General features: G+C 68.8%; 21 protein-coding genes and 1 tRNA gene. 14 read left to right on the forward strand and 8 right to left on the reverse strand.

The genetic code is table 11. The features are described from left to right. Positions 1-161: 161 nt before the first annotated feature. Together F4X11_14060 and F4X11_14065 are read right to left on the reverse strand one after the other, a co-directional pair. The gene (locus F4X11_14060; protein MYN66133.1) at positions 162-926 is read right to left on the reverse strand and encodes a 1-acyl-sn-glycerol-3-phosphate acyltransferase; all 765 of its coding nucleotides are present in this window, start codon (positions 924-926) and stop codon (positions 162-164) included. A gap of 13 nt (positions 927-939) precedes the next feature. After that, the gene (locus tag F4X11_14065) at positions 940-1,551 is read right to left on the reverse strand and encodes a CarD family transcriptional regulator (protein ID MYN66134.1); all 612 of its coding nucleotides are present in this window, start codon (positions 1,549-1,551) and stop codon (positions 940-942) included. Between the two features lie 194 nt (positions 1,552-1,745). Here F4X11_14065 and F4X11_14070 point away from each other — a divergent pair, with 194 nt between their 5' ends. Then, positions 1,746-2,339 (forward strand): methyltransferase domain-containing protein, encoded by a 594-nt coding sequence (locus F4X11_14070; protein ID MYN66135.1) that lies wholly within the window; start codon positions 1,746-1,748, stop codon positions 2,337-2,339. An 8-nt stretch (positions 2,340-2,347) separates the two neighbouring features. After that, a tRNA-Leu gene (locus F4X11_14075) sits at positions 2,348-2,436 on the forward strand. A gap of 224 nt (positions 2,437-2,660) precedes the next feature. Here F4X11_14075 and F4X11_14080 read toward each other — a convergent pair. From F4X11_14080 to F4X11_14095, 4 genes are all read right to left on the reverse strand, one after another. Then, a complete protein-coding gene (locus tag F4X11_14080; protein ID MYN66136.1) occupies positions 2,661-2,933 on the reverse strand; it encodes a hypothetical protein in 273 nt (90 codons plus the stop codon). Between the two features lie 209 nt (positions 2,934-3,142). Beyond that, entirely contained in the window at positions 3,143-4,189 is a 1,047-nt protein-coding gene (locus F4X11_14085) for an HlyC/CorC family transporter (GenBank protein MYN66137.1), read from the reverse strand. A 48-nt stretch (positions 4,190-4,237) separates the two neighbouring features. Continuing rightward, complete coding sequence (locus tag F4X11_14090; protein ID MYN66138.1) at positions 4,238-5,548, reverse strand: PQQ-binding-like beta-propeller repeat protein; 1,311 nt, start codon at positions 5,546-5,548, stop codon at positions 4,238-4,240. Next, positions 5,503-6,078 (reverse strand): GNAT family N-acetyltransferase, encoded by a 576-nt coding sequence (locus F4X11_14095; protein ID MYN66139.1) that lies wholly within the window; start codon positions 6,076-6,078, stop codon positions 5,503-5,505. The genes F4X11_14090 and F4X11_14095 overlap by 46 nt, the downstream gene beginning before the upstream one ends. A gap of 121 nt (positions 6,079-6,199) precedes the next feature. Here F4X11_14095 and F4X11_14100 point away from each other — a divergent pair, with 121 nt between their 5' ends. Beyond that, positions 6,200-6,808 carry a PaaI family thioesterase gene (locus tag F4X11_14100; protein MYN66140.1) on the forward strand — a complete coding sequence of 203 codons (609 nt, stop codon included), beginning with the start codon at positions 6,200-6,202 and terminating at the stop codon, positions 6,806-6,808. Further along, entirely contained in the window at positions 6,805-8,100 is a 1,296-nt protein-coding gene (locus F4X11_14105) for a PQQ-binding-like beta-propeller repeat protein (GenBank protein ID MYN66141.1), read from the forward strand. The genes F4X11_14100 and F4X11_14105 overlap by 4 nt, the downstream gene beginning before the upstream one ends. A gap of 70 nt (positions 8,101-8,170) precedes the next feature. On the opposite strand, the gene F4X11_14110 is transcribed toward F4X11_14105, so the two are convergent. Continuing rightward, positions 8,171-10,978, reverse strand: a complete 2,808-nt coding sequence (locus tag F4X11_14110) for a hypothetical protein (protein ID MYN66142.1) — start codon at positions 10,976-10,978, stop codon at positions 8,171-8,173. A 72-nt stretch (positions 10,979-11,050) separates the two neighbouring features. On the opposite strand from F4X11_14110, the gene F4X11_14115 reads away from it, so the two are divergent. The 7 genes from F4X11_14115 to F4X11_14145 all read left to right on the forward strand — a co-directional run bounded on the left by F4X11_14115 (position 11,051) and on the right by F4X11_14145 (position 18,591). Beyond that, on the forward strand, positions 11,051-12,493 hold the full coding sequence (locus F4X11_14115; protein MYN66143.1) for an amidase: 1,443 nt from the start codon (positions 11,051-11,053) through the stop codon (positions 12,491-12,493). Then, the gene (locus F4X11_14120; protein MYN66144.1) at positions 12,490-13,329 is read left to right on the forward strand and encodes a hypothetical protein; all 840 of its coding nucleotides are present in this window, start codon (positions 12,490-12,492) and stop codon (positions 13,327-13,329) included. The genes F4X11_14115 and F4X11_14120 overlap by 4 nt, the downstream gene beginning before the upstream one ends. Positions 13,330-13,409: 80 nt before the next feature. After that, a complete protein-coding gene (locus tag F4X11_14125; GenBank protein MYN66145.1) occupies positions 13,410-14,636 on the forward strand; it encodes a hypothetical protein in 1,227 nt (408 codons plus the stop codon). Positions 14,637-14,694: 58 nt separating this feature from the next. After that, complete coding sequence (locus F4X11_14130) at positions 14,695-15,117, forward strand: hypothetical protein (protein ID MYN66146.1); 423 nt, start codon at positions 14,695-14,697, stop codon at positions 15,115-15,117. A 239-nt stretch (positions 15,118-15,356) separates the two neighbouring features. Next, complete coding sequence (locus F4X11_14135) at positions 15,357-17,507, forward strand: carboxypeptidase regulatory-like domain-containing protein (protein MYN66147.1); 2,151 nt, start codon at positions 15,357-15,359, stop codon at positions 17,505-17,507. 401 nt (positions 17,508-17,908) lie between these two features. Continuing rightward, positions 17,909-18,205, forward strand: a complete 297-nt coding sequence (locus F4X11_14140; GenBank protein MYN66148.1) for a hypothetical protein — start codon at positions 17,909-17,911, stop codon at positions 18,203-18,205. Beyond that, positions 18,202-18,591 carry a type II toxin-antitoxin system VapC family toxin gene (locus tag F4X11_14145; protein MYN66149.1) on the forward strand — a complete coding sequence of 130 codons (390 nt, stop codon included), beginning with the start codon at positions 18,202-18,204 and terminating at the stop codon, positions 18,589-18,591. The genes F4X11_14140 and F4X11_14145 overlap by 4 nt, the downstream gene beginning before the upstream one ends. Before the next feature lie 29 nt (positions 18,592-18,620). Here the strand turns inward: F4X11_14145 and F4X11_14150 are convergent, their stop codons facing one another. Next, positions 18,621-19,703: a mandelate racemase gene (locus F4X11_14150; GenBank protein ID MYN66150.1), complete on the reverse strand. Its 1,083-nt coding sequence runs from the start codon at positions 19,701-19,703 to the stop codon at positions 18,621-18,623. Between F4X11_14150 and F4X11_14155 the strand changes: the two genes are divergently transcribed. The 3 genes from F4X11_14155 (at position 19,681) to F4X11_14165 (ending at position 23,517) form a co-directional block, all read left to right on the forward strand. After that, positions 19,681-21,543, forward strand: a complete 1,863-nt coding sequence (locus F4X11_14155; protein MYN66151.1) for an MBL fold metallo-hydrolase — start codon at positions 19,681-19,683, stop codon at positions 21,541-21,543. The two genes, F4X11_14150 and F4X11_14155, sit on opposite strands and share 23 nt — an antisense overlap. A gap of 160 nt (positions 21,544-21,703) precedes the next feature. Beyond that, on the forward strand, positions 21,704-22,360 hold the full coding sequence (locus tag F4X11_14160) for a YceI family protein (GenBank protein MYN66152.1): 657 nt from the start codon (positions 21,704-21,706) through the stop codon (positions 22,358-22,360). Further along, on the forward strand, positions 22,357-23,517 hold the full coding sequence (locus F4X11_14165; GenBank protein ID MYN66153.1) for a hypothetical protein: 1,161 nt from the start codon (positions 22,357-22,359) through the stop codon (positions 23,515-23,517). Before F4X11_14160 ends, F4X11_14165 begins: the two co-directional genes overlap by 4 nt. Positions 23,518-23,730 lie beyond the last annotated feature (213 nt).

Below are 23,730 nucleotides of genomic sequence, written 5' to 3' on the forward strand. Positions count from 1 at the left end.
AACTCCACCACCAACAGTGACTTATCAGCGATCGGCCTGGAAACTTCCGGCTAGGAGCCTGCGCCGCAGAACGACGTAGACTTCCAGTCAGGCCCGGTTGGGCGGCAAGCGGAGCCGTAGGCGAGGCTTGTCCGGCCAGCACCATTAAGACCGACCATCTCTCAGATCTGCGCCGGCCCGGAACGGCCGGCCAGCAGCGTCTCGATGGCCCGCCGGGTACGGTCGATGAGAGAGTTGCGATCCGCCAGATCGAGATCGGCCACCGGGATCGGCTCGCCGATCTGCACGCGCACGGTCACCGGCCGGATGACCGGGCTGCCCTTGCGCATGGCGGCGTCGGCCCCCTGCACGGCGACCGGCACGATGGGAGCCCGCCCCTTGATCGCCATGATGAACCCCCCTTTCTTGAAGGGGAGCAGGTGTCCCGTCCGGCTGCGCGTGCCCTCGGGGAAGATCATGAACGAGTCGCCCGCCGCGAGAGCCGCGGCGGCACGGTCTATCGCCCCTGAACTCTGGTCCCGGTTGCCGCGCTCTATCGGCACGAAACCCACGAGGTCGAAGGCGTTGCGGAGAACGGGCAACGCCGCGCGGAGTTCCGCCTTGTAGAGGATCTTCAGCCGGGGGTGAATGGCGGAGAGGGCCATGTAGATGATGGGCGGTTCGAGATTGCTGCTGTGATTCGCGCAGTAGACCGCCCCCCGTCGGACCTGAACGTGGTTGCCGCCCGCCGCCGTGAAACGGATGCCGGCGGCCGAGAGTCCCAGACGCACGCCGCCGCGGCCGAGCGCGTACAGAATCTGCGGCCGGCGAAGAACGTACGCCAGAAGCATGCCGATGGGCCCCAGGATCAGGACCCAGAGCAGCACGCTCAGGTACGCCGCCGCGGATCGAACGGTAGCGACGATGGTGCGGAGCAGTTCCGCCACGGGGTAGGAATTGCTACGGGCTTACGGGAGTGACCTCGGCGACCTCGGGCGTTTCGTCCGCCTCGGATGCTTCGTCCGCCTCGGATGCCTTCGCCCTGGCCGCGCTCTCCTTGGCGAGTTGCCGCTCCCGGTTGGCGAGGCAACGCTCGAGCGCCTTCTCCACGCGCTCCTCGATCGCTTCGGACGGCTCGCTCACGACCTCGGATATCTCCGACACGACAAGGAACTTCGCACGGTCGAGCATCCGCTTCTCGCGAAACGAGAGGTTCTTCGACTGGCTGAGGTGATTCAGGCTCTTGAGGACGTCGACGACATCGTACAGCGACCCCGTCCGCATCTTGTTGGAGTTGTCCTTGAAGCGGCCCTTCCAGTTCTGGTGACTGTCGATCTTTCCGTTGCCGAGCAGGGTGAAGAGCTTCTTGACCTCGTGATCCTCGATCGCGCGGCGCAAGCCGACATCCTCGACGTTGTCCACCGGCACCAGGACGGTCGTGTCGCTCGAAGCCATGCGCAACGAATAGAATCCGCACGTCGTGCCCATGATCGTCCGGGTCTCGATTCGCTCGACGATGCCGAGTCCCTGGTTGGGATAGATCACCTTGTCTCCGACCTCGAACTGCAACATGGCCCCCCCGAACGAAGAAGGTGGACGGCAGCGCTGGACGGGCCTCCACTTGAGGCGGGCAAGCAGTATAGCCGATCGAGAGCGGGTAGCCAACCGGAGCAGGGCCGGACGCCGCCGCGCACCGGCGCGGACGGCTGTTGTAGAGTAACGTTGAGCGATCGCGGCCCGGCGCCGCACGTCACCAGGAGGGTACGATGAGGTCAGGACGGTTCGGCGCGGCGGCGTACGTGTGCGCGCTGGCAACGTTGGTTCTCGCGGGGTCGATGGCAACGCGGGGAATCGGCCACGCGGCCACGCAGGACAGCCGGAGCCTGGCGCCGTTCGTGCCGACGCCGAACGACGTGGTCGAACGCATGCTGACCCTGGCCGGCGTCACCGCGGACGACGTCGTGTACGACCTCGGCTGCGGAGACGGGCGCATCGTCATCGCCGCCGCCCGGGACTTCGGCGCGCGCGGCGTCGGCGTGGACATCGACCCGCAGCGCATCGCCGAGGCGAACGCGAACGCGGAGCAGGCCGGCGTGCAGCACCTGGTGGAATTCATCGAGGGAGACGCCATGCAGACCGACGTCTCCGACGCCACGGTAGTGACCCTCTACCTGCTGTCGTCTTCCAACGCCCGGTTGAAACCGATCCTGACGCGCCAGCTTCGACGCGGCGCCCGGATCGTCTCGCACGCATTCAGCATGGGCGACTGGGATCCGGACGTCGTGGATCGTTTCGAGGACGCGCGCGGAAGTACGCGTACACTGTACTTGTGGCGGCATGACGGCACCGTCAGGCCGTGACACCGGCAGCCGGAGTGGCGAAACTGGCAGACGCGCTGGACTCAAAATCCAGTGGGGTTCACTCCTCGTGTGGGTTCGAGTCCCACCTCCGGCACCAGCTTCCGTCCCGTAATCCGGACGACGACATCTACGTCTACGACGGTAGGTCGACTCACGCGCCGGCAAGTTCGACAAGCATGGCATGGAAAACCTGCCGCAGATTGCCCGACCCGCGCCGCAGCGCGACCGAGCAGTAGAGGGAGAGCTCCCGCGGCGAATCGAGGAGCGCCGCCGCCAGCGAATGGCGGAAGTGCTCCCCGAGCTCTCCCCCCGGGCCTCGACTTACCCCTCCGCCTTTCCTTCCCGTCTCGACGCCCAGTATTTCCGCATCCGCTCCGAGATGGCCTGACGCTGCTCCTCCGTCATCGCCCGTTTCCGCTTCGCCGGCGCGGCGGCCACTACCGCCACCTTGCGGGCCTTCTTCTTGCCCCGTGCGGAGGGCGCCGGCGCATCGGCCAGCTCTATCGCCTCGATTGCTCGCTGTATCGCGACAAGCTGAGTCTTGAGCGACTTCTCTTCGTCCCTCAGCGCTTCCAGGATCCCGCTCTTCGACATTGTCACTTGCCCCCTTTGGACCGGACCCGCGACAGGATGGCACGGATCCCCGAACTCGCGATTGCGCGACAGTCTACTACAGATTCATACCTATGAAAGCGCGCCGGTTCGTTCCGGCAGGCCGCCGCACGCACATCGCTTCTACGGCGGGCCTCTTATGCAACGAGAGCGCTCCGCGAGAGCGGCCTGGGAAAGACGCCTGGACAGCCTTACGAATCACCGGCGCGCTCGCGCTGCGTTGCCATCAATCGCCGCCGTCTGGCAAACGCGCGCAGGTCGGTTACCTGGTCGAACTCGTCGACGATCTCGCGCCCGATGAGCTCCTCCAGTACGTCCTCCAGCGTGACGATGCCGGCGAATCCTCCGAATTCGTCGATCACCGCCAGCATGTGCCCGCGACGGGCCAGAAAGGTCCTCAGCACCTGATCGAGAGGCGCCGCGGCGACCACGAAGTTGATGGGCCGCATCATCTTCTCCAGGGTCGTCTCGAAACGATCCTCCGCAACCGCTTTCAGGATGTCGACCTTGTGCACGACGCCTACGAGCTCCTCGGGGTCGCTTGCGTAGACGGGAATGCGGCTGTACTCGTCCATCTCCGCCATCGCCGCGGCGTCGCGGACGGTCACCGCCGCGCCGAGAATGAAGACTACCGGGCGGGGCGTCATGATCTCCGACACGGTCCGCCGTTCAAGCGCGAGAACATTCTGAATCACGCGGGCTTCGTGCGGCCGGAAATCGCCCGACCGCAGACCGAGCCCGACCATCGTGAGCAACTCTTCGTCGGAGATCCGGTCCTCCTGGGATTCGGAGCGAACGGCGCGGGTGGCGAGTTGGGTCAGCACGATGAGGGGACGGAAGAGCGCCACGAGCCAGGCGAGTGGCCGCGCGACGAACGGAGCCAGAGCCCGGGCGTACACCACGCCGACCGTCTTCGGGAGCACCTCGGAGAACAGGAGGATCGCCAACGTGAAGACGACCGAGAACACCCAGATCCGCGACGCGCCGAAGACCCCGGCCGCGAGAGCGCCGGCCAGCGCGCCGCCACCGGTGTTGGCGATGGTGTTCAACGACAGCACGGCGGCGATCGGCCGGTCCACCTTCTGCCGCATCTCCTTCAGGATGCGGCCCGAGGGCCGCTTCGCGCGGTCGAGCGCCTCGATGCGACTGGCCGGAACCGAATACAGAACCGCCTCGAACAGCGAGCAGGCCGCGGAGGTTCCCACTACGAGGCCAACCACGACGAGCAACTCCAGCATGGCTGTCTCCGGGTGATGGCAGCAGGCCGACCCTGACCCGTCGATGCCTCACCGGGTGAGGTCGACCGCGAGCAGGGTGTCGTCGTTCCGCACGTACAACCGGCCGCCCGCCAGTGCCGGATAGGCCCGCACGGTGCCGCGCAGCAGACGCGCGCGAGCCACCGGCGCGAACGCGTCCGGGGAGGCCTCGGCAAGCAACAGTTCACCGGACTCCCGCATCACGACGAGGAGATCGCCGGCCAGCAACACGCTGCCGGCGCCGAATCGCGGCACGTCCCAGCCGACGTCGCCGGTTTCGAGAGCCACGGCGCGCAGGCTCGGTCCGAATTCCTGCCGTCCGTGGTAACCGTAGAGGTAGCCGTCCCGGTGCACGCTCGTCGCATAGTGATTCGACATCACGTCGTTCGACCTCCACACCTCGTCGAGGCCGGACCCGGCGATTCGAAACAGACCGGCGCCCGTACCGTACTGCGCCGAGATGAAGACGAGGTCATCGGCGACCAGCGGCGTCGCGGCATTGACCGAGGCGCGGATGCGGGCCCGCCAGCTCCGGCGAAAGCGCTCCCGGCCGCTGGCGGGATCGAGGCTCACGAAGTTGTCGCGCGTGAAGAAGAGCGCGTGCCGGACGCCGTCGAAAGTCGCCGCCACCGGCGACGAGTAGCTCGCTTCCTCGCCGGGCACGGTCCAGAGCACGTCGCCCGAGTCGGCATCGAAGGCCACGATGCCAGCATCCGGCCCGCCGACGTTGGCGATCACCCGCCCGCCCTCGACAAGCGGCGAACCGGCCGCACCGAAGAACGCCTTGCGAAAGCGGAACCGGGCCCGGGTATCGACGTTCCAGACCCCGACGCCGGTGTCGAGATCGACCGCATGCAACTGCCCCTGCGCGCCGAAGGTATAGACGCGGCCTCCCGACACGACCGGCGCGGAACGCGGCCCTTCGTCGAACCCGAAATCGTCGCGGTAGTTCGACGGATAGTCGTACCGCCAGATGGGGTCACCGGTCTCGGCATCGAGTGCCTCGAGCACTTCGCGGTCCTGCAGCCGATGGAACAGCAGCAGGCGGCCTCCGGAAACGACAGGGCCCGCAAAGCCCTGGCCGACCGCGCGGCGCCAGAGCTCGCGCGGCGCACCGCCCGGCCAGGCGCGCTCGAGCGGCGGCCCCGAATAGTGGCCGTCACGCTCCGGACCCAGGAAGTGCGGCCAGTCCTGCGCACCGAGCGTCGTCCCCATAACGAGCAGCAGGACCGCTCCGATGCCCGCGAGCCGCTTGTGTTTCCCCACCCGTTCCCCGTGCGCTCCGTTGCAGTTCCTCATCTGCCCCTCCCGGCTCCGGCGCCGTCTCCGGGGAACCGCCATTCCCTCGCCAGCGCCGCATAGACCACGTGGTCCACGAAGTGGTCGTAGAGCCACTCCGCGTCGCGCAGCAGCCCTTCCTCCCGCAGGCCGAGCCGGACCGGAATCGCCCGGCTCCGGTGGTTGCCCGACGCGCACCGAATCTCGATGCGGTTCAGTCGGGCGGTTTCGAACGCGCGCGTGATCAGCGCGCGGCACGCCGCCGTGGCCAGCCCCAGGCCCTGATAGGATTCGCCGATCCAGTACCCGAGCGCGGTGCTCCGGTTCCGCCAATCGACGTGGTGGTGCCCGACGACGCCGGCGATGCGGCCGTCGACGGTCAGGGCGAGCTGGACGCCGTCGTTGCGGGCCGCCTGCGCCCGCGCGGCGCGGATGAACGTCCGCGTGTCGTCGACCCGGCGAACGCTGTCCAGCCACGGCAGCCACTGGCGCAGGTAGCCGCGGTTGGTGTCGGTCAGGGAGAAGAGCTCGTCGGCGTCCGCCAGGTCGAGCGGAACGAGCCGGCAACGGTCCGTGACCGGAATCGTCAGCATGACGGTAATCGGCGCTGCGCCGTTGGCGCCGACCCCTGCGCGCCGGCCGGCGCCGACCGACTTCGCCGATTGGCGGCGATTATAGCCGCCCACGCTCGGGCTCCCGCCGGTTGCCGCAGGGGTGGAGCGAGAGCGAGACACGTATAATGCGTGCTGCATCGTGACCGCTCGCTCCATCAGGCGCAATTCGGGCGGACAGGCGGCACCAGTGGCTCGACCTTCGGACTATCTCGACGCCCTCCGCGCGCGCGCGGCCGCGTTGCCGTTCTTTCGGCTCATCGGACTGGAGATCGTGGACATGCAGCCGGGACGATCCGTCCTGACGATCCGGCACCGCCCGGACCTCGCGCAACCGGTCGGCATCCTGCACGGCGGGGTCACGGCCGCGCTGGTCGACACCGGCATCGCCTACGCCGTGCTGGCGCGCGACGAAATCCGCCCCCTGGTCGAGGCGGGCGGGTCGGTCGTGGCCATCGATCTGCGGATCAAGTACTTCCGCCCGGTCGCGGACGGCCGGCTGACCTGCGTGTCGACGGTGACGCGGATGGGCCAGCGGATTATTCACGGCGATAGCATCGTCACCAACGAGCGGGGCGACGAAGTCGCCCGCGGCGACTCCATCTACGGAACCGTGAATGCGAACGAGATGGCGCGGCACGGCGCTCCGTCCGGCGCCATGCATGCGGAACCGCCAGCCGTGGCGCATACCATCTCCGAGGAGGGGGCATGAAGGCTCATCTTCAACTTGCAGTGGTCGTCGTGCTGGGACTGAGCACGCTCGCCGGCGTCGCTCCGGTCCGAAGCGCGCAGGCGCAGACGCCGGCCGTGGGAATGATCCCGGTCGAGGGCGAGGGTGCGCGGTACTGGCCGCGCTGGCGCGGACCGTCCGGGCAGGGGCTCGTGGCGGACTCCGGCTATCCCGACCGCTGGAGCGCCACCGACAACGTCGTCTGGCGCACGCCGGTGCAGGGACGCGGCAACTCCTCGCCCGTCCTCTGGGACGACCGCATCTTCCTGACGGCGGGTCGCGACGGCGGCCGGCGCCTGTACGTCCTGGCCTTTCGACGCAGCGACGGGGCGCTCTTGTGGGAAACCGAGGTGGCGCCGGGCCCGCGGGAGTCGGTGCACCAGAAGAACGGGCCGGCCTCGGCCACCCCGACCACCGACGGCGAGCGCGTCTACGTGTCGCTCGGCAGCCGGGGACTGGCGGCTCTCGACTTCGAGGGGACCGTGCTCTGGCACACCGCGGTAGGGCGCATCTCGAACTACCATGGACCGGCCGGCTCGCCGTTGCTCTACGAAGACAAGCTCATCATCTACCAGGACCAGCGAAGCGGCGGCTTCGTGGCCGCCTACGACACCGCCACCGGCGAGCAGATCTGGCGGACCTCCCGCGTCCAGAGCGTCGGCTGGGGAACGCCCGTGGCGATACGGGTCGGCGACCACGACGAGCTGGTGGTCAGCAGTTCCCGCACGGTCAACGCCTACGACCCGCAGACCGGTCGCGAGCTGTGGCACTGCAACGGCAACAACTTCGAGGTCATCCCGACGCCGGTCGTCGAGGCGGGGCTCGTCTTCTGCACCTCGGGCCGCGCCGGACCGACGCTGGCGATCCGGCCGGGCGGACGGGGCGACGTCACGGATACGCACGTCGCATGGTCGACCTCGCGCGGCTCGCCGTTCGTCCCCTCCCCGCTGGCCGCCGACGGCTACCTCTACACCATCAACGACATGGTGAGCATCGTCACCTGCTTCGAGGCCGCCACCGGCGAGGTGATGTGGCAGGCACGGCTCGGCCGCGCGGCCCGCGAGAGCTTCTCGGCTTCGCCCGTGCTGGTGGACGGCAAGGTGTTCTTCACCAACGACGAGGGAATCACCTTCGTCCTGCGAGCCGGACCGGAGTTCGAGCTGCTTCACACCAACGACATCGGCGCCCGGACGTTCGCGTCGCCTGCGCTGGTGGACGGGATGTGGTACATCCGCACCGAGAACGAGTTGCTGGCCATCGGCGACGCACCCTGACGGCGCTTGGAAGATCGCCAGCGGATTGCGTGGCGAGCCCGTCCCGCCGACCGCCGGGGGGGGCCGCCGCTCAGAAGCGGAACAGGCGATTGAACTTCACGACGAACGCCCGGTTCTCGAGGCCGGGGAACCGCGGTGTCAGCGTGTCGCGCTCGTCCGTGTAGACGACGAACAGCTCGCTCCCGGGCTGATACTCCCACCGCAGGCGGATGTTCATGCCCAGTGAGTCGGCGCCCGAGTTGTACTGCAACAGCGCCGCGACGAACATGCGGGGCGTGAGGGTGTAGGTCGTGCGCGTAGCCAGGAGCTCGGTCGTGAAGGCGCCCTGCGGCAGCTCGATCCAGTTGAACGACAGCGACGGCTCCACGGACAACTGCGGAGACAGGTTCACCCGACCGCGGAAGTAGCCGACGCTGGTCCACTCGCCCCCGAAGAACTGGCCGCGATCGAAGGTCAGGCCCCCGGACGTGCTGCGCTGCTGGCCCAGGGCGTAGACGGCCCGTGCGGTCGTGAAGGAATAGCCGCCAACCGGAATCGTGACGTCCTTGTGGATGTCGAACGGCTGCTTGAGGAACTCGTAGTTGTCGGTGGCGCCGGCGAAGAACCGGTCGCCGTTCTCGAACTCGATCCCGAAGATCCCCTGCTGGATCCGGGTCTCGAGCAGCCCCGCCCCGTCGGCGATGTAGTCCAGGCTGCCCTCGAACAGGAACTTGCGCACCGCGGCGATCGACCGCGGACGGGGACTGAAGCGGAACGAGCCGAACGAGCGGCGGAAATCGTCCCGGCGCAGGAAGCCGACCTCCGGGTTGAAGTTGGCCCCGACGCCGAGCCGCTCCACCACGAATCCCCAACGATCGCCGCTGTATTCGAGCTGCCCCTGGTAACTGGCGTCGTCGCCGCGCCGCCCCGGAGTCTCGGTCCGGGCGAGATAGGTGTTGACGTTCAGGTTGTCGTAGAACGAGAACACCCCGTCGACGCCGTACGTATAACTGGCGCCGGGGGGGGCCTCGGTCGAGACCGAGCGTCCGGTGAACAGCGCACCGACGGCGCTCCGGCGCAGCACGTCGCGCTTCAGGCGGGCGACCGCGAAGTTCGTCGGCGCCGTGCCGCCCGCCGATTCCGAGCCGGTCTGCACGTCGAGCAGGCCGATGCTGTAGGGTCCGACCTTGCCGGTGAGCCGGCCGCCGCCCTGAATCGGCACCGTCCGCCCCTCGTTCAGCCCGATGCGCCGGCTGAAGAAGAGCACCGGCGCGGAGCCGCCGAACCGTTCGCCCCGGAAGTAGTAGGCGGTGGGACCGCCGCGGAAACCGCCCCCGAAGTCGAAGATTCCCTGCCCTTCTAGGAAGAACTCGCGTTTCTCGGGAAAGAACAGGCTGAAGCGGGTCAGGTTGACCTGCTGCTCGTCCACCTCCACCTGCGCGAAGTCGGTGTTGTAGGTCAGATCCGCGGTCAGCCCCTGCGTCACGCCGTACTTGACGTCGACCCCGAAGTCGCCGCCCGGGTCGTTCGACAGTCGCGGGGTGGCGTTGAGGTCGGTCGTCACGTCGGAGATCGCGTAGGGCTTGACCTCGAGCCGGGTGCCGGACTCCGGCACCTCGACGCCCACCAGCGTGGGTGCGGACGAGAACCGGAACATCCCCTGGAATGCGAGCGCGGCCGGGATCGGCGTCAGGAAGGAGGTTTCGTTCGTGGAAGCGACGTTGCGCTGGAAGTTGATGCCCCATATCTGCGCCGCACCGGTTCGGTAGCGGAGCGACTTGAAGGGAATCGCCATCTCCAGGGTCCAGCCCTGCTCGAAGCGGCCGGTCCGCACGTCCCACACCGCGTTCCAGTCGAGGTTCGGGGTCCGCTCGTTCGTGATGGTGGCGTCGAACAGCGCGCCGAGCGCGTTGGTGATGAAGTTGAAGCCGTTCCGGCGGTCGTAGTAGGTGTCGAGCACGACCGAGAAGGTCTCGTTGCCGAACATGCTGTAGCTGTCGCGCTTCATTTCGTTGGCGACGATGCGCGCCGGGTCGGTGCTCCAGCAGCGCGCGGCGACGTAGAAGGTGTCGCCGTCGAACATCACCCACACCTCGGTCTGATCCCGGGCCGGCGCGCCTTCGTCCGGCTCCTGCTGAATGAAGTCGGTGACGGGCGGCACGGTGAGATAGACGCGCTCGTCGAGCTGACCGTCGAGCTGCAACGGCCCGTCGAGACGAATCGCGCGCATGGTGGCGCGGCCCTCGGCGTCGCGGTTGATGACCTCCGGCGCGATCGGGGGCGGAGGACCGTGGATGATCGCCGGGGCCATGGCGAACCCGGCGCTGCCCGCGGAGCCGGCGGATACGGTGGGAACGGCCGTTGCCGACGACGCAGGGCCCGTGACGCTCCGCGGCGCGGAACCGGCGGTTGCGTTCCCTACCGCACCAGGGGGACGGCCCGCGGAGGCCGGGGCCATGGGCCGACCGACCGGCGACGTCGCGGGAACCGGCAGGCTGAGCGCCAACGCTCGGGCGAGGCGAGCGCTCAGCGCATCCTGAAGCGCGAACAACTCGGACATCGTCCCATCCACCGTCGTGGCGAGCTCCACGTGTCCGGTCCTCGCATCGAGCAGCTCTGCGGTGAACCGCAGCCGGTCGCCGAGCCGTTGGTAGACGCCGCGCACCAGCCGGCTTCCCGGCGAGTGCACGGTCCGCGAAGCGAGGTCGGCGTCCAGCGTCGCGGCGATGCCCTCTCCGATCCAGTCGTCGGCCGGGTCGCCGCTGATGTTGCGGAACGAATCGACACGGATACCGGAGATGCCGGTGCGCGAGAATGCGGCCCCTGCCCCCGGCACGCCCTCGCCGCTCCCTTCCTGCGCCGCGCCGTGCACGGGATACAGCACGGCGCACAGCGCCACCGATCCGGCGAGAGAACGGCAGGGTACCGGGAACCTCATGATGCGGGGGGACAAACGGTGTAGTTTAGCGCGATGCACTCCTCCGACGATCTCTGCGCCTGGCCGGCGGCCGATCTCGCCCGCTCCATCGCCGCCCGCGAGCTCTCGGCGACCGAGGTGATGGAGGCCCACCTCGCCCGCATCGATCAGGTCAACCCGGCCGTCAACGCCATCGTCACCCTCCTGCCCGAGGATGCACGCCGCGGAGCCGAGGCGGCCGACGCCGCCGTCGCCCGCGGCGATGCGCTCGGCCCGCTGCACGGGCTCCCCGTGGCCCACAAGGACCTCACCTGGACGAAGGGCATCCGGACCACCTTCGGGTGCCGGGCGTTCGAGCACTTCGTTCCCGACGAGGACGCGCTGATCGTCGAGCGCCTGCGGTCGGCCGGAGCAATCACCGTCGGCAAGACCAACACCCCGGAGCTCGGCGCCGGATCGCAGACGTTCAATGCGGTGTTCGGCGCCACCCGCAACCCCTACGACACCACGAAGACGTGCGGCGGCAGCAGCGGCGGCGCGGCGGTGGCGCTGGCCACCGGGATGCTCCCGATCGCCGACGGCAGCGACCTCGGCGGCTCGTTGCGCAACCCGGCCGGGTTCTGCAACGTCGTCGGCTTCCGCCCCTCTCCCGGGCGCGTGCCGATCTGGCCCAGCCAGACCGCCTGGTTCCCGATGGGGGTGCAGGGGCCGATGGCGCGCAACGTGACCGACGTCGCGCTGATGCTGAGCGCCATCGCCGGCCCGGATCCGCGGGCGCCCATCTCGCTCCCGGAGCCGGGAACGGTCTTCGGCCGGCCGCTGGATTGCGACATGGACGGCATTCGCGTCGCCTGGAGCCGCGATCTGGCGGGACTTCCCGTCGACCTCCGGGTCACCGCCGTCATCGAAGCCGAGCGTGGAACCTTCGAGCACATCGGCTGCGCGGTCGAGAACGCCGAGCCGGACATGAACGGCGTTGCCGAGGTGTTCCGCGTGTGGCGGGCGTGGTACTTCGAGGCCTGCTACGGAACGCTGCTCGACGAGCACCGGGAACTGCTGAAGGACACCGTGATCTGGAACATCGAGGAGGGCCGCCGATTGACCGGGCCCCGCCTGGGAGAAGCGGCACGGACCTGGAGCGCCCTGCTCGACCGCGTGCGCCGTTTCTTCGAGCGCTTCGACTTCCTGGTGCTCCCGGTCAGCCAGGTGCCGCCGTTCGACGTCGACCAGCCCTACGTGACCGAGATCGACGGCGTGCAGATGGAGACGTACCTCGACTGGATGAGCTCCTGCGCGCACATCTCGGTGCTCGGCCTTCCGGCCATCTCCGTGCCCTGCGGATTCACCGACGACGGCCTGCCGGTGGGCGTGCAGATCGTCGGCCGACAGCACGACGACCTGGGGGTGCTGCGGCTCGCGCACGCTTTCGGGCAGGTCAACGGTGCCGGCCGGCGCAGGCCGCCGATCGAGGATCTCGCGCGGGGTGAGAGCGGGTGAGCACTCTCTCCGGCCGGGACATCGACCGCCTGCTCCATTCTCTCTTCGCCTGCGTTCTGTTCCTGACCGTCCTGTTCCTGTGGCAACTCTCGTACGCAGGCTCCTGCGTCGCCCTCGTCCTGCCGGGCCTGGCCTTCGTCGCGATCTTCCACGGCCTGCTGGAGTACCGGCTGGAAAGAAAGCGCTTCTCCGTCGACTACTATCTCGACCGCGCCTCACCTCTGCACGGCTGGTTCAGGAGAACCGGGTTTTCGGCGCCGATCGCCTTGGTCTTGGCCCTGCCGCTGGCGGCGTTCCTGTCCGTCTTCGCGGCGCGCTCGCGGCCGACCGACTGGTACTTCCTGTTCGCGGCGGCAACCGCCGCGCCGCTGCTCCACCACGCGCTGGGGCGCTGGCCCGGACGGCACTTCAGGAGCGGCGACGGCGACGCCCGGAGACCGGTTCTCGCGGACATCCTCGTCGCACGCCTGGCGGGCACGTTGCTGCTGGCCGGCGTAGTCGCCGCCTACGTCTACGCAGGCTACTATGTGATAACGGTGCCCGAGGGCATCTTTCCCGAATCGATGGAACGAACCGTGGAGGCGTTCTCGGTCCGAGCGCGCTCGGCATGCCCGATCGTCCAGAACACACTCCTGATCGCGGCCCAGCTCGACGGGCTGTCCTGGTACTTCGTCACGACCGCGGCAACCTCGACGTGGCTGCATGACGGGATCCGGCCCGTCGTATGGGCCGCGTTCCTCCTGAACGCCGCCATGGTGTTCGCTGGATTCGTGCGCGGGCTGGAAGGGTCGATCCTGCTCGCCTGCCGATTCGGGCGCTACGGAAGGGACGAGTGATGTCGAGATCGGCGGTGTCGTTGCCGGCGTCGCGGCCTGACTGGCCATCGACAGGGCTGTCGCTATCGTAGTACAGACGCATGCCGCATTCGACGCCCCGACCTGCGCCCGCACGGACCGGCGTCGCGACCTGGACGCGGCGGACCGCCCTGCTGCTGGCGTCCGTCACGCTGCTGGCGGTCGTGGCCGCGGGCACCGTGCTCGACCCGCTGCTGTTCGTCGGCACTCCCCGCGTTGCCCCGCCCTTCGCCAACGCCACCCTGGACGCACCGTGCTCGCACGCGATCCTGTTCCCCGTGAGCGGCATGCCGCTCACGGACGCCGAGCTGGCACTGGTGGCGCGGAACCGATGGAACGAGCTGCGCTCACGTCTCCGCCGCGAGCCGCTCGCGCGGACGGAGCAGGAGATCGAGGCCCGGCTGGACGCGGCGTTCGAGCCGACGTACGCGCGCATTCCCGCGTTCCTCGACTGGCACTACTCGGTCGCGGGCCAGTACACGCAACTCGCCCAAACGACGCTCGGCCGCCTGCTGGAGTCGGAGGCCGCGCAGGCGGCCCTCGACCGCCTGCAGACGTCGCCGCTCGGCCGCACGCTTCTCGAACGGCTGGGCGAGTCCGAAGCCGCCCGGGCCGCCATGCACCGCCTGCAGGACTCGGAAACCGTCCGGGCCGCCCTCGACGGGTTGCGGCAAGGCGTGGACTCGCGTCTGTTCCTCGACCTGCCGGACCGCATTCGGGCCGCGTCGGTCGAGGTCGAGCAGATCATGAAGGACGAGTTGCGCGCCCTCGTCGAGCAGCGCATCCGCGACGAAGTACAGACCTTGCCGACCGCGGCGTACGCCGGAGACTCGACACCGTGTTCCGACGCCGGAATCACCGACCCGCGGATCGTCTACGCGAGCCTGTTGCAGGCCGCCACCCCGCAGACCCTCGCGCGGTTCACCGCCTCCGCCGCCCCGAGCGGGATCCTGGCGGCCGGCGCCGCCGTGCGCGGCGGGGCCGCCGCCGGAGCGCTCGTCAGGCGCCTGTCCGGCCGGCTCCTGTCCCGCGCCGCGAGCCGGGCCGCCGGCACGGTCGGCACCGCACTCGGCGGCGGGGCCGCGGGCGCGGCGGCCTGGCTGCTGGTGGACTTCGCCGTTCTGTTCGTCGACGAACGACTCAACCGGGACGATCTCGAGCGCGAGCTGGTTGGGCTCGTGGACGAGCGGAAGACGGAGGTCCGGGCGGCGCTGGCCGGCGCAGCGGACGAGGCGAGGCTGGAAGCGCTGGGCGCGCATACGCCCTCCGATGTTCCGCTTCGGCGATAATGGGCACATGCCCGACACGCACGCCGTCGCCCGTTCGCCGACCCGGGAGGGAAGAGCCATGAAGCGCATGCGCCGCGTGTTGGCGATGCTGGCGGTGGCGGCCGCAGCAGGCTGCAACGACGCGCAGATCGCATCCAACAACCTGTCCCGGGCGGCGGACAACTTCGAGATCATGAGGCGTGTCGTGTTCCTGAACGGGATAACCGACACCTACCTGCTGTCGATCGAAGGACTCTGCTCGGTCGAAGACCAGTCGAATCAACTGGAGGTCACCTGCAAGGTCGGCGAGACCGAGTACAAGAAGCACTTTCTCGGTCTCAGCGACAACGTGACCTACTTCGCCGAGCAGCTCGACGGCGCACGGGTGAGCGCGTACCACTACCGGGTCGTGTTCAAACCCCAGACCATCATCCCGGATATCGACTTCCGGGGCAGCGGTCGAGAGCTGCTCGAGAACTCCTCCGAGAACGAGAGCCGCTGACACGGGGCCAGAGCGACCGCCGGGCTACCACCTCGTCGTCCCCCTCGTCGCCTCCCGCCGGCCACTCGTCTGGAATCTGCGGCGTAGAAGCGGCGTAGACCTCCTGGTCAGGCCCGGTTGGGCGGCAATCGGAGCTGCAAGCGACGATTGTCGGGCTAGAATGCAGTCGTTGCAGGTGTGTTCGTCCATCCTCGCGGGAGGTTCCGATGTCAGCTCGATCGATTCGCATCCCGGCGGTCATCGCCGCCGTCACGCTGGCCGCCGCCGGCCTGATTCTCGACGGCCCCGCCGTCTCCGCGTGGCAGGCGATCATGCTCGATGCCGACGACATCGGCGGCGTGGTCCGCAGTCCGAACGGCCCCGAGGCAGGGGTGTGGGTCATCGCCGAGACCGATGACTTTGCGACCCGCCTGCGCAAGATCGTCGTGACGGACGACGCGGGACGCTATGTCCTGCCGGACCTCCCCGACGCGGACTACGAGATCTGGGTGCGCGGCTACGGGCTCGCCGATTCGCCGAAGGTCACGGGCCGGCCCGGGCAACCGCTCGATCTGACCGCAGTGATCGCCGCCGACCCGCAGCAGGCCGCCGCCGTCTATCCGGCCAACTACTGGTACTCGCTGATGCAGGTGCCCGACGCGTCGGAGTTCCCGGGGACGGGCGCGGACGGCAACGGCATCCCGCCGACCGTGCGCACGCAGGCGCACTGGGTCGACCTGCTCAAGCAGGGCTGCCAGCTCTGCCACCAGCTCGGCAACCTGCCGACGCGCGAGATCCCGAACGCCGCAGACTTCGACTCGACCGAGGCGGCTTGGGCCCACCGGATCGTCACGGGCCAACGGGCATCCAACATGGCCGCCACCATCAACCGCTTCGGTCGCCAGCGCGCGATTGCGTCCTACGCGGAGTGGACCGACCGGATCATGGCGGGCGAGGTGCCCCCACAGCCGGAGCGACCGCAGGGCCGCGAGCGCGATGTCGTGCTGACGATGTGGGAGTGGGGCGGCGAGACCGGCTACATCCACGACGAGATCGCGAGCGACAAGCGCGATCCGCGCGTCAACGCGGGCGGCCCGGTGTACGGCGTCGAGTTCGCCGGCGACAAGCTGGTCTGGGTGGACCCGGACAGCAGCGAGGCGCACGAGGTCGTGCTGCCGGTGCGCGACACCCCCGGCGAGGGCGACTTCCGCTCCTACATCGCCCAGGAGATGCCGAACCCGTCCTTCTACTACGGCGACGAGCTGATCTGGAACAACCCCGGCAACCCCCACAACCCCATGATGGACGCCGAGGGGCGCGTCTGGATGACCCACCAGATCCGGGGCCCCGGCAACCCCGACTGGTGCCGCGAGGGCTCGGACAACCCGTTCGCCCAGTACTACCCCATCGACCGGGCCGCGCGGCACGTCGCCTACTACGACCCGGCGAGCGAGCACGTGGAGCTCATCGACACCTGCTTCAACACGCACCACCTGCAGTTCGGCTTCGACGAGGACGACACGCTCTACCTGAGCTCGGTGAGCGACGTGATCGGCTGGGTGAACACGAAGACCTACGCCGAGACCGGTGACGAGCAGGCGTCGCAGGGCTGGTGCCCGACCATCGTCGACACCACCGGCGACGGGCGCATCGGCGAGTGGACGGGCCTGCGCGAGGATCCGGACCCGACGAAGGACCGCCAGATGGGCCGCGGCTGGTACGGCATCGTTCCCGACCCGACCGAGGAGAACGTGGTCTGGGCCGCGTCCGCCGGGGTCCCCGGCCAGATCGTGCGCCTCTCGATCGGCGACGACCCGCCCGAGACGTGCATCACCGAGTACTACCAGCCGCCGTTCGAGAACGCGGGCGCGCCGATCCAGGGTTACTCGCCGCGCGGCATCGACATCGATCGCAACGGCGTCGTCTGGACCGCGCTGTCCGGCAGCGGCCACGTCGCCAAGTTCGACCGCAACCGTTGCGCCGTGCTGAACGGACCGACCGCCACCGGCCAGCACTGCCCCGAGGGATGGACGCTCTACGCCACCCCGGGACCGCAGATGCAGGGGGTGGACGCGCACGGCAGCGCCGATTTCCACTATTACAACTGGGTCGATCAGTTCGACACGCTCGGTCTCGGCGAGAATGTGCCCATCGCCACCGGCTCGACCTCCGACTCGCTGCTCGCCTTCCTGCCGGAGGCGGAGGAGTTCGTGATCATGCGCGTCCCCTACCCGCTCGGGTTCTATTCGCGCGGCCTGGACGGGCGGATCGACGACCCGGACGCGGGCTGGAAGGGACGCGCCGTATGGGCCGACTACGGCACGAACGCCGTCTGGCACATCGAGGGCGGCAAGGGGACGCAGGGCAACCTGGTGAAGTTCCAGGTGCGCCCGCACCCGCTGGCGCACTAGCGGAGCTCTTGCGCAGGGTCGGCGGAGACCAGGCCGCCGGTTCCCGATGAGGGCTACCGGCGGCCTTCGAACATGAGAAGCGAGAGAATGTCGTCGAGAGCGGCGCTGCGAGACACGGCGCGTGAGCGCATCAGGCCGCGGCGGTCGTCCGAACCGTTCCGTTCCGCCGCGGACGCCCGGGCCTTCTTTGCCGCCTGCGATCCGCGGGAAAGCTCCGGTGTCGAACCTGCCTGAGTCACGCAATCCGAGATTCTGGTCGACTATCCGTACCTGCAGGATGTCAAGCCGATTCCGGCCGGAGGCACTCCAGATCTGGCGTCCTTTGTTCCCTGCGGCCAACCTCCCTGAAAAGCACGCTTGATTCCTGGCACGATATGAGCGTATGATCGATACACATACACATGAATCAGGTGCTGTCGACTATGGCCAGAGTACAACTGCTCATTCCGGACGAGGATCATGTCCGGTTCACGCATCAGGCGCGAAGCGAGGGAATGTCATTGAGCGCCTGGTTGCGAGCGGCAGCGAGCGAACGCCTCGATCGACACTCGCCGACCGAACGCTTCGAATCTCGTTCGGATGCCGAACGCTTCTTCGCAGCTTGCGACGCGCGGGAGGGCCCCGGCGTCGAGCCTGAATGGGAACAGCACCTTGCGGTCATCAAGGAATCCCGAGGCCGCGGCGCAGCCATCGAATGACGTTCGTCGATACCAACGTCGTCATGTACACGGTGGGCCGACCGCATCCCCTGCGGGAACCGGCCCGAGAGTTCTTCGCTGATGCCGCGCAGCATCGGAAGCCCCTCTGCACCTCCGCAGAGGTTCTACAGGAACTGATGCATGCGTATCTGGCGGTTCAGAGGGAATCGACCCTGGACTCGGCCATGGCGCTCATTGCGAGAGCGCGAATCAACGTCTGGCCTCTGGAAAGCGACGACGTCTACCTGGCCTCGCGGCTGCGCTCGCAGTTCCCCGCGCTGACCGCGCGGGACCTCTGTCACCTGGCGAGTTGTCGCCGGCGAGGCGTGACCGACATCAAGACCTTCGACCGCGCCTTCGGCTCCGCGGTACGCGCTCTGCACTGACGCCCGAGGCGGGACCTCCGCGTTGACGGCTACGCAAGATACCGGGCCACGGCCTTCTCGTCCCAGTCCATGCCGAGTCCCGGCCCGCGCGCGGTGACGCAGCCGTCCACCGGCAGCGGCGGATCGGCGAGCACGGCGCCGGCCAGGTCCAGGTACTCCAGGTAGTGCGCCAGCGGCGTCACCGGCAGCACGTGGGCGCTCGCCTCGACGAACAGGTGGCTGGAGACCGGCACCGCCGCCGCCTCAGCCTGCCCCATGGCGCGCAGCCAGCCGGTCACGCCGCCGATCTTCATCAGGTCCGGCATGCAGAAGTCGCAGGCGCCGGCGGCCAGGGCGTGCGCCATGTCGTGCCCGAACCACCAGTTCTCGCCGGTCTGGACAGGCACCGGCGAGCCGTCGCGGACGCGGGCGTGTCCGGCCAGGTCCTCGGCCGGCACCGGCTCCTCCACCCATTCGAGATCGAACCGGGCCAGAGCGCGAATGCGCCGCACCGCCTCGGGCGCGGTCAACGACTGGTTGAAGTCGATCATCAAGCGCACGTCCGGACCGATCACCTCGCGAACGCCGGCCAAGTTCTTCAGATCCCAGTCCAGATCGCCGGATCCGACCTTCACCTTGATCGCGCGGAAGCCCTGCTCAACGCTCTGCTCCAGGGCCGGCGCGTCCGCAACCGGATCGACGATGCCGTAGCTGTCGTAGGCCGGCACCGGACTCGCCTCCCCGCCGAGCAGCTCGACCACCGGCCGCTCGAGCGCGCGGCCCCGCATGTCCCAGAGCGCCATGTCCAGGCCCGACAGCGCCATGCCGACCAGGCCCTGGCGTCCCATGAGGCGGAAGCGCGCGGCGAGATCGTCGGCCACCCGGGCGGGACAGGCCGGACGGCCGCGCAGCACCTCGTCGAGGTCGTCGACGAACGCTTTCAGGGCCCGCAGCACGAGCGTCGTGTAGCCGAAGACGTAGGCCCGGCCGGCCGGGCCCTCCTCCGACGCGACGTCGATCAGCAGCAGGGGCGACACCGGAACGTCCCCCGACGCGGTGCGGAGCGGCCGGGCCAGCGGCGCGGCGACGGAACGTGCGGTAAGGGAGCGTATGGTCAGCTCGGACTCGGACATGAGAAATCTCCTTCAGGACCGCCCGCCAACAGCCGGCCGGGACGGAATCGTCGCCGTCTCGCGGTTCGGCCGACGATGTTCCGCGGCGCCTCGGCCATCACTCTACTCGTATCCACCGTGGTACGATGGCGGCGCTTTCAGCGAGGCCAAACGGCCGCTGCCCCGGCCCTGCCGGTTCCGCGAGAATCGGGACGCCGGGAGCGCGGCGCGGCGACGAAGGAGAGAGAGAATGGCGAAGCGTCTTGTCGGCACCGTCGCACTGCTCATGCTGGCCGGAAGTCCGTCGGCGGCCCAGGAGTTCCCTCCCGGATTCGTCGATCCGGCACCGTTGCTCGCCGCCGTCGCCGAGGAAATCGGCGAGGCCGACCTGCGCTGCCTCTCGTACTCCGGTAGCGGCGGCTACGCCGGCGCGGTGGGCCAGACGTTCGAGAACGCGGTCAACATCGACTGGCCGCGCATCGGCTCGCTGGACAACTACACGCGCACCATCAACTGGGAGGCGGGCACGAGCGTGGAGACGTTCGACCGGGAGCCGGGCCTCGCCCCCGCGTCCTGGAAGTACGGCCTCGGCTGGCGCGGCGGTACGCCCACCCAGACCCGGACGCGCCAGACGCACGTGACCAACGGCGAGTTCTCGTGGCACATGGACGGCGACGGACCGCCGGTGGCGGTGCACCCCGAGATCGCCGAGGTGTACCAGCTCGACATGTGGCTGAACCCGCACGGGTTCCTGAAGGCCGCCCGGATGCCGGGCGCCAACCCCGTGGCGTTCTGGCGCTGGGAGCAGATCGAGAAGGGCCGCGACGGCAACGTCGTGGCGCCGGTGAAGATGCACGTGGTCGCGATCGAGATGTTCGGGAAGTACCGCGTGGACGCCACCATCAACCCCCAGAACCTGATCCAGCGGCTCAAGACCACGGTGAACATCCCGGCCCTCGGCGACTTCAACATCGAGCACGAGTCCACGAACTTCGTCTCGTTCGGCAACGTCAAGTGGCCGACGAACTGGCACTCGCACCAGGGCTGGGACGACAACTGGCAGTTCTACCGCCAGAGCACCGGGCACAACGCCTACGGCGGGTCGTTTCCGGACATCCGGCCCAACGACTGCGGGGACCCGGTGCCGGTGCCGGAGTCGGTGGCCGAGGCGGACTGGTCCACCGAGGTCACCGTCGACGAGATCGCCGACGGCGTCTACCGCCTCGGCGGCAATCCCGCCGCCAGCTACATGATCGAGTTCAGCGACTTCGTGGCCGTCTTCGAGGCCCCCGGCGACGAGGAGTGGAGCCTGAAGGTCATCGACCGGATCACGAAGCTGGCCCCCGGCAAGCCGATCCGCTTTGTCATCGTGTCCCACCCGCACTTCGACTCCATCGGGGGGCTGCGCACCTACCTGCACGTCGGGTCGACCATCGTCACCCACATGATCAACCTCGAGTTCCTGAACCACGACGTGCTGACCTACGAGCCGCGGACCATCAAGCCCGACATCATCTCGAAGTGGCCGCCGACGGAGCTCGCCGAGGGCTACAACTACGAGGCCGTCCAGGAGAACTACGTCATCACCGACAACTCCCGGATACTGCGCGTCTACTACGTGCAGCCGCTGCGACACGTCGCGGGGATGCTGATGGCGTACCTGCCGGCCGAGCGCATCGCGTTCCAGGCGGACCTGTTCGACACCCACGAGCCGCCGAAGCCGGCGCAGTTGCCGTCGATGCGCGCGTTGCACACGCAGGTGGAGCGCATGAACCTGGACGTGGAAACGCTGGCCCCGGTGCACGGGGAGCCGGTGCCGTGGAGCGTGTTCCTCGACGCACTCGAGCAGCTCGAGCAGTAGTCGGCTCACCGTGCGGCTACCCGGCCCGCAGCGCCTCGACCGGATCGACCCCGGCGGCGTCGCGGGCCGGCGACCAGGTTACCGGACCCACCAGCGTTCCGACGGCTCAGCAGCGCACGCTGCATTGACAGACCGGTCGGCGCGTGGTCACACTGAAGTCGTGCTTCCTGCCTGCACCGTCGCGGTCCGCAGGCCGGCGTCGCGGCCCGCGCTGTACATCTGCCTCGTTTCCGCACTCTTGGCGGCCTGCCCCGGTGTCGGCGGGGCACAGCCGGCGCCGGAGACGGAGTTCTGGAACATCGCCGCCGGCGACGTGCGGGTGCGTTGCCGCATGACCATCGGCGGCAGCTTCGACGCCGTCACCTCCGCCCTTTCCGGAACGCTGCGCGGCGAGCCGTTGGATCCCCGCTACACCGGTGAGTTGCGGGTCGATCTCGCGGCTCTCGACACCGGCATCGCATTGCGCAACGAGCATTTGCGGAACAGCTATCTGGAGCTCGGCCGGGGCCCTGAGTTCCTCCATGCCGTACTCTCCGGCATAGTGCTCGCCGCCACGCCGCTGGCTTACGACCGTCGCCACAAGACCCGATTCTCGGGCACGCTGACGCTCCACGGCGTGCAACGGGTGGTAGAGGGCGAAGCCGAGTTGCGCGGGCGGAACGGTCGGATGGAGGTGGAAGCGGCGTTCTCGCTGAGCCTGGACGAGTTCGACATCCCGCCACCGCGCTATCTGGGGATTGGCGTGCGCGACGCGATAGACGTCACGGTCCGGTTCGACGCAACACGCGGCGAGACGCCCTCGAACGACGGCTCATGACCGGAACGACGGATTTCGGCTCGACCGTGCGGATCGTTCTTGCGGCGGCGTTGCTCCTCGCAGGATGGGGAACGCGGCCGGCATCCGGCGAACCGACCTTCCTCTCGAAACAGTACCCCCGGTGCACGGCCTGCCACTACTCGGCCTCGGGGGGAGGACTCCTCACGCCGTACGGACGGTCGTTGTCGCGGGAGGAAATCTCGACGTTCGGCCGGCAAGGAGCGGGGGGAATCCCGGCCACCGGTGCGACCCGGGGAGAAGAGGGCTTTCTCTTCGGCGCACTGTCGAGCGAGAGCCCGCTGCAGCTCGGCCTCGACGTCAGGCCCTCGCACGTGGCGGTCGATCTGCCCGGCCGCACGATTGCCGACCGCAACTTCCTGATGAATCTGGATCTGCAGGCCGCCTGGCGGCGCGACCGTTGGACGGCGTACGGCTCCGTCGGACGTACACCAGCCGGCGGCGGCGAGCTGGTCTCCTACGAGCACTGGGTCTCGTACCAGGCCACCGAGTCCGTCGAGGTCCGGGCCGGACGCTTCCTCCCCGCCTATGGCGTCCGGTTCGCCGACCACACGTCGTTCACGCGCGAGGGACTGGACCTGGCCCAGGACGACCAGGTCTACGGAGTCGAAGTGGGCCTGTCGACCGACCGCGCGCTGCTGCAGGTGTCGGCCGGCCCGGGACGCGCCGAGTCGCTCATCGCCGACGACGGGCGGCAGGCGTTCACCACGAGCGTCCGGTTGCAGCTCGACCTGAGCCCGCGGATGGTTCTGGTCGCGTCGACGCTGCACCGCGGCACGTCGGAAACCGCCCCCCGCAGCACGGGCACGGGCCTGTCCCTCGGCTACGCCCCCGCCCCGTGGCTTACCACCTGGACGCACGCGGACGTGCAGTTCCAGCGGCTCGACGCGAGCGGCCGCGCCTACATCCTCGCCAACCAGACGTCCGTCGAGGCCCTTCGGGGGGTCTGGCTTCGTATCTCTCCGCAGTGGCGGTGGACCGACACCGATCCGCGTGGCGAGACACGCCGCATGGTGTACGGAGTGGACTTCTACCCGCGCACGCATTGGCACGTCAACCTGTCCTACTACAGGGACCGCCGGCCCTTCAGCGACCGGGGCTCGCGGACTCTGCTGGCGCAGTTGCACCTCTACCTCTAGGAGGGCGGCACGGACCCGGCGGTCGCGAAGAAACGCAGCGGCTCGACGAGCCCGGCGGCTGGACCCGTCGCACTCCGTTGGTTACGCTTTCGTCCATGAGTACGATGGTTCGTTGTCTGCTGCTGGTCGTCATGGGACTCGTCGCCTGCGGCGGCGATTCTCCGACGGCGCCGACCCCGCCGAACCCGACGACCCCCACGACCCCGACGACCC

This window comes from Acidobacteriota bacterium (assembly GCA_009861545.1).
GTDB lineage: Bacteria > Acidobacteriota > Vicinamibacteria > Vicinamibacterales > UBA8438 > WTFV01.

Coding starts and splice junctions, on each gene's coding strand:
- F4X11_14150 (MYN66150.1), bottom strand. CDS start 19,703: ATGTCCGAGTCCGAGCTGACCATACGCTCCCTTACCGCACGTTCCGTC.
- F4X11_14080 (MYN66136.1), bottom strand. CDS start 2,933: ATGTCGAAGAGCGGGATCCTGGAAGCGCTGAGGGACGAAGAGAAGTCG.
- F4X11_14065 (MYN66134.1), bottom strand. CDS start 1,551: ATGTTGCAGTTCGAGGTCGGAGACAAGGTGATCTATCCCAACCAGGGA.
- F4X11_14130 (MYN66146.1), top strand. CDS start 14,695: ATGAAGCGCATGCGCCGCGTGTTGGCGATGCTGGCGGTGGCGGCCGCA.
- F4X11_14140 (MYN66148.1), top strand. CDS start 17,909: ATGAATCAGGTGCTGTCGACTATGGCCAGAGTACAACTGCTCATTCCG.
- F4X11_14105 (MYN66141.1), top strand. CDS start 6,805: ATGAAGGCTCATCTTCAACTTGCAGTGGTCGTCGTGCTGGGACTGAGC.
- F4X11_14165 (MYN66153.1), top strand. CDS start 22,357: ATGACCGGAACGACGGATTTCGGCTCGACCGTGCGGATCGTTCTTGCG.
- F4X11_14125 (MYN66145.1), top strand. CDS start 13,410: ATGCCGCATTCGACGCCCCGACCTGCGCCCGCACGGACCGGCGTCGCG.
- F4X11_14090 (MYN66138.1), bottom strand. CDS start 5,548: ATGGCGGTTCCCCGGAGACGGCGCCGGAGCCGGGAGGGGCAGATGAGG.
- F4X11_14155 (MYN66151.1), top strand. CDS start 19,681: ATGGTCAGCTCGGACTCGGACATGAGAAATCTCCTTCAGGACCGCCCG.
- F4X11_14070 (MYN66135.1), top strand. CDS start 1,746: ATGAGGTCAGGACGGTTCGGCGCGGCGGCGTACGTGTGCGCGCTGGCA.
- F4X11_14115 (MYN66143.1), top strand. CDS start 11,051: ATGCACTCCTCCGACGATCTCTGCGCCTGGCCGGCGGCCGATCTCGCC.
- F4X11_14095 (MYN66139.1), bottom strand. CDS start 6,078: ATGCTGACGATTCCGGTCACGGACCGTTGCCGGCTCGTTCCGCTCGAC.
- F4X11_14145 (MYN66149.1), top strand. CDS start 18,202: ATGACGTTCGTCGATACCAACGTCGTCATGTACACGGTGGGCCGACCG.
- F4X11_14085 (MYN66137.1), bottom strand. CDS start 4,189: ATGCTGGAGTTGCTCGTCGTGGTTGGCCTCGTAGTGGGAACCTCCGCG.